Raw genomic sequence first — 7449 nt, forward strand, 5'->3', positions numbered from 1 at the left:
GCGTTTGGATTTGGCACTCGCACGAAACGCCGGCGAAGTGGTGACCTTCTCAGCCCGGGCGTTGATCAACAGCGGACCCTTGGACTCCGGCGCACCGTCGGACCCTGCCTTGGCCCACGGCGGTATCAACCCCCAGCGCATGGACCGGACTCGCCGGGTGGGTTCGTCGTCGGGTTCGTCGTGGCGGCGGACCACGGTGGTGATGGTCGTGGTGGGCGCCACGTTGTAGTTCGGGCCCGTCGACTCGGCCGCGCGGGCCTCGTTGATCGCCTCGATCTTTTCGGCGAGTACTGCGGGGTCGGTCGTCACCGCGAATCGTCCGCACATATCTCTATGGTGCCAGCCGAACTCTGAGCCCCTGAGGGTCAGAGCTTATTGCTCCTGATCTGGTGGGTCTGGATCTTCGCGGAGGAGTTCGTCGGGGTAGTGAATGTGGTTGATTTCCGGTGGGCCGGTTCCATCGGTCCAGCCCAGGCGCCCGCTTTCGGTAACGATCGTGCGCAATTCGCCGCGGCTTGCCATGCCGTGATCGGGGCCGCACGCGAAGTACAGCTTGTCGGCGTCGGTGCGTCCGCCGTGTGCCCAGTCTTCTGAGTGGTGTACCTCGCAGCGGTACCCCGATTCCATACAGTTGGGCCGCGTGCAGCCCCGGTCGCGGGCGTAGCAGATCAGTCGCTGGTCTGCACTGGCGATGCGTTTCTGGCGACCCAGATACAGCGGCCGTTCGGTGTGATCGTCGAACACCGCCAGGTAGTGAATTGCGCTCGCCGCCATCCGGATTACGTCCCGCATCGGTAGCCGCGAACCACCGCCGGTTGTCGCCGGCGGCGGCATTGGGACCGATGGGTCCACCGCGGCGTGGGCGGCTTGATCGAGTTCGGCCAGGGTGGTGGTGATGATCACGGAGACGGGGTGGCCGCGGTGCACGCCGAGGCCACCGGATGCGATCGCAATCTTGAGGCCGAGCTTCAAGGCGTCGTGGCAGCGTTGGCCGGGGCTGCGGTCGTCCCGCGTCGCGGGGCCGGCGTCGGGTTGGTGACGGCCGGGGCGTACCGCGGCATCGATGGCCTCGAAGTAAGCGCGGGTCTCGGGATCAAGCAGCCCGGTCAGCCGTGACATCCCGTCGGGGCCTTGCGGGCCCAAGTGCAGCCCGCGCCGCCGACCCCGGTCCTCGTCGCTGAACAGGCCATCGGGGTTGAGGTAATCGGCGATCCGCTGACCCAGCTTGACCACGATGCCGGCATCGACTGCCCCGGCGTGATGGACCAGCGCGCGCTCGGCCGCGGCCACGTCAGTGGGCGAAACGCCGGCCGGCAGCAGATCCACCGCCCGGCAGACCGCGACGATGTGGGCCTCACCGACCGCACCGGCGGCGACCGCGGCCGCCAACTCCGGCAACTCTGGGGCCACCGCGGGCCCCGTCAGCGATCGGCGCGGCTGAATCCGGGCGGCCAGTTTGAACCGGCGGGTGATCTCCTGCGGCGTGATGCGCAACCGTTTCCACAGCGCAGATCGCGCCACTGCGACGGCCCCGACTTCATCTGGTGGGTCGGCGATCTCACCGAACAATCGATACATCAAACCGCGGTTGGTGCGCTCCTGGGTCTCAAGACGCGCGGCGGCGTCAATGCGAAAGGTGTTACCGACTAACGTCGAGGGCGTGTCGCGCAACAGGTCGTAGGCAGCGTCGACCGCATCGAGAGCGGCATTGATCCGTTCCCGTGCCTCGTGGGCGCCTATGCCTGCAGCCATACTTCGACGCTATGAATCGGCCCGACAATGACGCCCTCAGGCACTGACTGGAACCCCGAGTTGTGGATCAACTTTCAACTGTGGATAACTCGGCATCGACAAGCCTTCGGGCCGAGACACCATCACCAGTGCCGACCGGGCAGGATGGAGCACGTGAGTACCTGGCCCGCCCCCTCCACGTCGCGGCCGGTACACGCGACGGTGACGGTGCCGGGCTCGAAGTCCCAGACCAATCGGGCGTTGGTGCTCGCCGCGCTGGCCGCGGCCAACGGCGTCTCGACGATCAGCGGCGCGCTGCGCAGCCGCGACACCAACCTGATGATCGGCGCGTTGGAAGCGCTGGGTCTGCGGATCGACGGGCCGGCCGACGAACTGACCGTCAGCGGCTCGATCGCCCCGCCGGCCGATACCCGCATCGACTGCGGCCTGGCCGGCACGGTGTTGCGTTTCGTCCCGCCGCTGGCCGCAATAGGCCTGGCCGCGGTCACCTTCGACGGCGACGAGCAGGCCCGGGTCCGGCCGATCGCGCCGTTGCTCGATGCGCTGCGCGGGCTTGGCGTCGACGTCGACGGCGACGGGCTGCCGTTCCAGGTGCGCGGCGCCGGATCGGTCGCAGGCGGAGCGGTGGAGATCGACGCCTCGGCGTCTTCGCAGTTCGTCTCGGGCCTGCTGCTGGCCGGCGCGTCGTTCACCGAGGGCCTGACGGTGCAGCACGTCGGCGCGGCGCTGCCGTCGGCCCCGCACATCGCGATGACGGTGGCGATGTTGCGTCAAGTCGACGTCGACGTCGACGATGCGACACCGAACCGCTGGCGGGTTCGACCGGGGCCCGTCGTGGCGCGGCAGTGGCACATCGAACCGGACCTGTCCAACGCCGTCCCGTTCATCGCCGCGGCCGCGGTCAGCGCGGGCACCGTCCGCATTACCGGCTGGCCGGCGGCAAGCATCCAACCCGCCGACGCCATCCTGAGCATCCTCAGTCAACTGAATTGTGTTGTGAAGCAGGATGATTCGTATCTAGAGGTGCGCGGTCCGCAGTCCTACCCGGGATTCGACGTCAACCTGCGCGACGTCGGCGAGCTCACCCCATCGGTGGCGGTGCTCGCGGCGCTGGCCGCCCCGGGTTCGGTATCGCGGCTGTCCGGGATCGCCCACCTGCGCGGGCACGAGACCGATCGCCTCGCCGCACTGAGCACCGAGATCAACCGGCTGGGTGGCAACTGCCGCGAGACCTCCGACGGACTGGAGATCACGGCGACGCCGCTGCGGCCGGGCACCTGGCAGTCCTACGCCGATCACCGAATGGCGACGGCCGGCGCGATCGTCGGGCTTCGGGTGGCCGGCGTCGGCGTCGACGACATCGACACCACCGCCAAGACCTTGCCTAATTTCCCCCGAATGTGGGCCGACATGCTGCGGAGTTCGTAGTTTGAAGCCGGAGGACTACGACGAGTCCGACGTCAAGATCCGCTCCGGGAAGGGCTCCCGGCCGCGGACCAAAACCCGCCCCGAGCATGCCGACGCGAAGCAGGCGATGGTCGTCAGCGTCGACCGCGGCCGGTGGGGGTGCGTTCTCGGCGGCGACCCCGATCGCCGCGTCACGGCGATGCGGGCACGCGAGCTGGGCCGAACGCCGATCGTCGTCGGGGACGATGTCGACGTGGTCGGCGATCTGTCCGGCCGGACCGACGCGTTAGCCCGTATCGTGCGGCGCGGCCCGCGGCGAACACTGTTGCGGCGCACCGCCGATGACACCGATCCCACTGAGCGGGTCTTCGTCGCCAACGCCGATCAACTGCTGATCGTGGTGGCGTTGGCTGACCCGCCGCCGCGCACCGGGTTGGTAGATCGGACGCTGATCGCGGCCTACGTCGGCGGACTCACCCCCATCCTGTGCCTGACCAAGTCGGATCTCGCCCCCACCGAATCGTTCGCCGAGCAGTTCGCCGACCTCGATCTCACCGTCATCGCCGCGGGCCGCGACGACCCGCTGGACGCGGTGGCGCATCTGCTGACCGGCAAAATCACCGCGCTGCTGGGGCATTCGGGAGTGGGCAAGTCGACTCTGGTGAATCGCATTGTGCCGCAGGCACATCGGGCAGTCGGCGAGGTCACCGACATCGGCCGCGGTCGGCACACCTCGACTCAGTCGGTGGCACTGCCCCTCGGCGACGACGGATGGGTGATCGACACTCCGGGGATTCGCTCGTTCGGGCTGGCCCACGTAGCGCCCGACGACGTGGTGCGAGCGTTCTCCGACCTCGCCGACGCGATCGAGGACTGCCCGCGTGGCTGCGGACATCTGGGGCCGCCGGCCGACCCCGAATGCGCGCTGGACACCCTTACCGGGGCGGCGGCGCAGCGCGTTGCGGCCGCACGGCGACTGCTGGCCGCGCTGCGCGAGGGCTGAGGTTCAGCCCTCGGCTTGCGAGCGGACCCACTCCAGGTTGGCCTGCATGTTCTTCTGCCATTCGGCCAGCCGGTTGGCGACGATCCTGCCTTCCTTGTCCGGCATCGCCACGATCGCCGGCGTCAGCCCGGACGGTCCCGGGCCCATTCGGCCCCACTGCCGGACCAGGACGCCGTCGCTAGCCGGCTCAACCTCAAACCCCCACGTCGCACTGGTCCCCTCGGGTCCGACAACGTTGTATACCCAACGGCGTTGGTCCTCGACTTCGACGATCTCGCACACCGTCGACCATTCCCCGAATGCCTCATGTTTGCTGCGGCCGGAAAAACGCGCACCGATTTCAACGGCGGCAGGGCCATCGAGCCAATCGACGCCTTGCAGCTCCGAGGAGCAGTGCACCGGCAGGCTGATGTCAGTCACGAGCACCCAGGCTGTTGAGACATCACATCGAACCCGCTGAGTAGCTTCGACTGTGGGTTGGTCGCGATAGCGCATGATGGCTAGCATGCCAGCCATGAAGGTCGGCGCGATGATCGAACCCCGGCTGCCTGGCGCCACCGAGTTCGCGGCCGCCGCCGAGCGGATCGGCGTCGACTCGCTGTGGATCCCCGAGGTCTGGGGCTACGACGCGTTGACCGGCCTGGCTTATCTGGCCGCCAAGACAACATCGATCAAGCTCGGAACCTTTGTCGTGCAACTGGGTTCGCGCAGCCCGGCCATGCTGGCGACGTCGGCGCTGAGCCTGCAAGAGCTGTCGTCGGGGCGATTCATCTTAGGCGTCGGCACATCGGGCCCACGCGTGATGGAGGGCTGGCACGGCGTGCGCTTTCGCAAACCGGTGCAGACCACCCGCGAGACCATCGAGATCGTCCGCACAATCAGCCGCGGCGATCGGCTCGAGCATGCCGGCGAGGTGTACCCGCTGCCGTTGCCGGACAGTCGTGGCGCCGCGCTGCGGCCGCTTGTACGGCCCACTCATGTCCCGATCTATGTCGCCGCGATGGGTCCGCAGAACCTGCGGCTGACCGGTGAAGCGGCCGACGGCTGGCTGGGCAATGCGTTCATTCCCGAAGCCGCCGAAGTGTTTCTGAGCCCGTTGCGCGAGGGCGCGCAGCGGTCCGGCCGCACCCTTGATCAGCTCGACCTCGTCGCGCCCGTCGCGGTCGAGTTCCACGACGACCACGCCTCCGCCGACGCGGCCGCGCGCCGGCACGCCGACGGCTACGCGTTCACGATCGGGGCGATGGGCTCGCGCGGCTCCGGCGGGCGGAACTTCTACAACGACGCGTTCACCCGGTTGGGTTATGGCGACGACGTCAGAACGGTGACCGAATTATGGCAGGCCGGCAAGCGCGACGAGGCCCGCAGCTCGGTGCCGATGGACCTCGGTCGGCTCACCAATCTGCTTGGTACAGAAGATGTTATCGCTGAACGGGTGAGCCGCTACCAGGCCGCGGGCATCACGACGCTGTTGGCGAAATTAGACGGCGACCACGATCAGCAACTGGCGACGTTGCAGCGGCTGGTGGCGATCACCCAAGCAACCTGAGCCAGGCCGGACTACCAGCGCATCATCGGCAAGGGGCGCAGCGGATGCCGTGCGGCGTAGCCGGCCAGACCGTTGGCGAGGAATGCGTGAAACCCGTTGTACGGCAATTGCGCTACGGCGGCCTTCACGGCTGATCGCCCGATTCGGTTGTGCAGCAGCCCATGGCTGACGTCGATGAGGTCGGCCTTGCGGAAGGTCTCGGTCACCCGCTCATCGACCGGCCGCAGCCGGTGGTGTTCGGTGATCAATGCGCGTAGTTGATCGACGTCGCTGATTCCGAACTCATCGGCATACGCCGCGGCGAGGTCGGCCGACGGCGTCAGATAGTCGAAGGTGCCGGCGGTCCAGATGCCCAGATCGTGGGTCGCCCAGGCCAGTGCTGCGACGTCCGGGATCGAAAAGCCAAGCAGCAGTTGGTGATAGGTGATGCAACGGTAGACGTGGTTGCGGTAGGCCGACACCTCGTCGCCCAACGCATCGCGATGCCGATCCAGTACGGCGTCGACAATCGGATGCGCTGTGACGACTTCCACGGCGCCCAGCCTATAGGGCCGGCCCAGCTTAGGCGGCCAGGTCGTCCCGCCCGGACGTTTGCCCGTTCTCGCCGTTGCGTTTTGCCCGCTTGTCGCGGCGCCAGGCCCGCACGGTGGCGATCGCGGTCTTCAGGCCGCGGCGGCGCCCGGTCGCCGAATCGGTGCCGGCGAAACCCGGCTCCAGCGCCGCGAACATCGACTCGCTGCGGGTCTCCGGCGCATTGTCGGCGGTGGCGCGCAAGTATTTGTCGGGTAGCGACAGCTTGGCGATGGTCCGCCACGTCTTGCCGTACTGCACCAGGAAAGGCCCTGTGGTGTAAGGCAAGTCGTACTTGTCACACAGTTCGCGCACACGCACCGAGATCTCCGCATACCGGTTGCTCGGTAGATCCGGGAACAGGTGGTGTTCGATCTGGTGGCACAGGTTGCCGCTCATGAACCGCATCGCCGGGCCGGCGTTGAAGTTGGCACTGCCCAGCATCTGTCGCAGATACCACTGCCCCTTGGACTCGCCCACCATGTCGGTCTTGGTGAATTTCTCAGCGCCGTCGGGGAAATGGCCGCAGAAGATCACCGCGTTGGCCCACACGTTGCGGATCACGTTGGCTATCGCATTCGCCTTCAGCGTCGACCTGTAGCTCGCGCCGGGTGACAGCGCGGTCAGCGCCGGGAACGCGATGTAGTCCTTGAACACCTGGTGACCGGCCTTGGCCAGGAACTCGTCGACCCGCTGCCGCGCATCATCGTTCGCCATCCGCTTCCTGACCATCTTGCCGACTTCCACGTGCTGCAGGCCGACACCCCATTCGAAGCCCAGGGCGAGCATTGCGTTGTACGCGAGGTTGAACAGGTTGAACCGTTTCCACGGATGGTCGCGGGTCACACGCAGCAGGCCGTAGCCGACGTCGTCGTCCATCCCGAGGATGTTGGTGTACTTGTGGTGGACGAAGTTGTGGGTGTAGCGCCAGTGCTTGGACGACCCCATCATGTCCCATTCCCATGACGTGGAGTGAATCTCGGGATCGTTCATCCAGTCCCACTGGCCGTGCATGACGTTGTGGCCGATCTCCATGTTCTCGACGATCTTGGCCACGCCCAGGGTCACCGTCCCCGCCCACCAGGCCGAACGCCGCGAGCTGGCCGCCAGCAGCAGCCGGCCGGTCACCTCCAGCGCGCGCTGGGCCGCTATGGTGCGGCGGATGTAG

Annotated in this window: 8 protein-coding genes; 3 read left to right on the forward strand and 5 right to left on the reverse strand. The window is 67.4% G+C overall.

Translation table 11 applies throughout. The features are described from left to right. Both WAO18_RS03015 and WAO18_RS03020 read right to left on the reverse strand, forming a co-directional pair. On the reverse strand, window positions 1–327 hold a 327-nt coding region (locus WAO18_RS03015), incomplete at its 3' end, for an SOS response-associated peptidase family protein (protein ID WP_422203766.1). A gap of 45 nt (window positions 328–372) precedes the next feature. Further along, window positions 373–1752, reverse strand: coding sequence for an HNH endonuclease signature motif containing protein (locus WAO18_RS03020; protein ID WP_422203767.1), 1380 nt, complete (start codon window positions 1750–1752; stop codon window positions 373–375). 153 nt (window positions 1753–1905) lie between these two features. Between WAO18_RS03020 and aroA the strand changes: the two genes are divergently transcribed. Then, complete coding sequence (gene aroA, locus WAO18_RS03025; RefSeq protein ID WP_422203769.1) at window positions 1906–3180, forward strand: 3-phosphoshikimate 1-carboxyvinyltransferase; 1275 nt, start codon at window positions 1906–1908, stop codon at window positions 3178–3180. Between the two features lies 1 nt (window position 3181). Next, window positions 3182–4162: a ribosome small subunit-dependent GTPase A gene (gene rsgA / locus WAO18_RS03030; protein ID WP_422203770.1), complete on the forward strand. Its 981-nt coding sequence runs from the start codon at window positions 3182–3184 to the stop codon at window positions 4160–4162. Window positions 4163–4165: 3 nt separating this feature from the next. On the opposite strand, the gene WAO18_RS03035 is transcribed toward rsgA, so the two are convergent. Further along, complete coding sequence (locus WAO18_RS03035; protein ID WP_422203772.1) at window positions 4166–4678, reverse strand: SRPBCC family protein; 513 nt, start codon at window positions 4676–4678, stop codon at window positions 4166–4168. On the opposite strand from WAO18_RS03035, the gene WAO18_RS03040 reads away from it, so the two are divergent. Further along, a complete protein-coding gene (locus WAO18_RS03040; RefSeq protein ID WP_422203774.1) occupies window positions 4668–5711 on the forward strand; it encodes an LLM class flavin-dependent oxidoreductase in 1044 nt (347 codons plus the stop codon). The genes WAO18_RS03035 and WAO18_RS03040 overlap by 11 nt on opposite strands. 11 nt (window positions 5712–5722) lie before the next feature. On the opposite strand, the gene WAO18_RS03045 is transcribed toward WAO18_RS03040, so the two are convergent. Both WAO18_RS03045 and WAO18_RS03050 read right to left on the reverse strand, forming a co-directional pair. Then, on the reverse strand, window positions 5723–6244 hold the full coding sequence (locus WAO18_RS03045) for a hypothetical protein (protein ID WP_422203775.1): 522 nt from the start codon (window positions 6242–6244) through the stop codon (window positions 5723–5725). 28 nt (window positions 6245–6272) lie between these two features. Further along, the coding region (locus WAO18_RS03050; RefSeq protein WP_422203776.1) for a fatty acid desaturase family protein at window positions 6273–7449 on the reverse strand (1177 nt) is incomplete at its 5' end.

Source organism: Mycobacterium sp. (assembly GCF_049278535.1).
In the GTDB taxonomy this organism is placed as follows: Bacteria; Actinomycetota; Actinomycetes; order Mycobacteriales; family Mycobacteriaceae; genus Mycobacterium.

Coding starts and splice junctions, on each gene's coding strand:
- WAO18_RS03020 (WP_422203767.1), bottom strand. CDS start 1,752: ATGGCTGCAGGCATAGGCGCCCACGAGGCACGGGAACGGATCAATGCC.
- WAO18_RS03040 (WP_422203774.1), top strand. CDS start 4,668: ATGCCAGCCATGAAGGTCGGCGCGATGATCGAACCCCGGCTGCCTGGC.
- WAO18_RS03035 (WP_422203772.1), bottom strand. CDS start 4,678: ATGGCTGGCATGCTAGCCATCATGCGCTATCGCGACCAACCCACAGTC.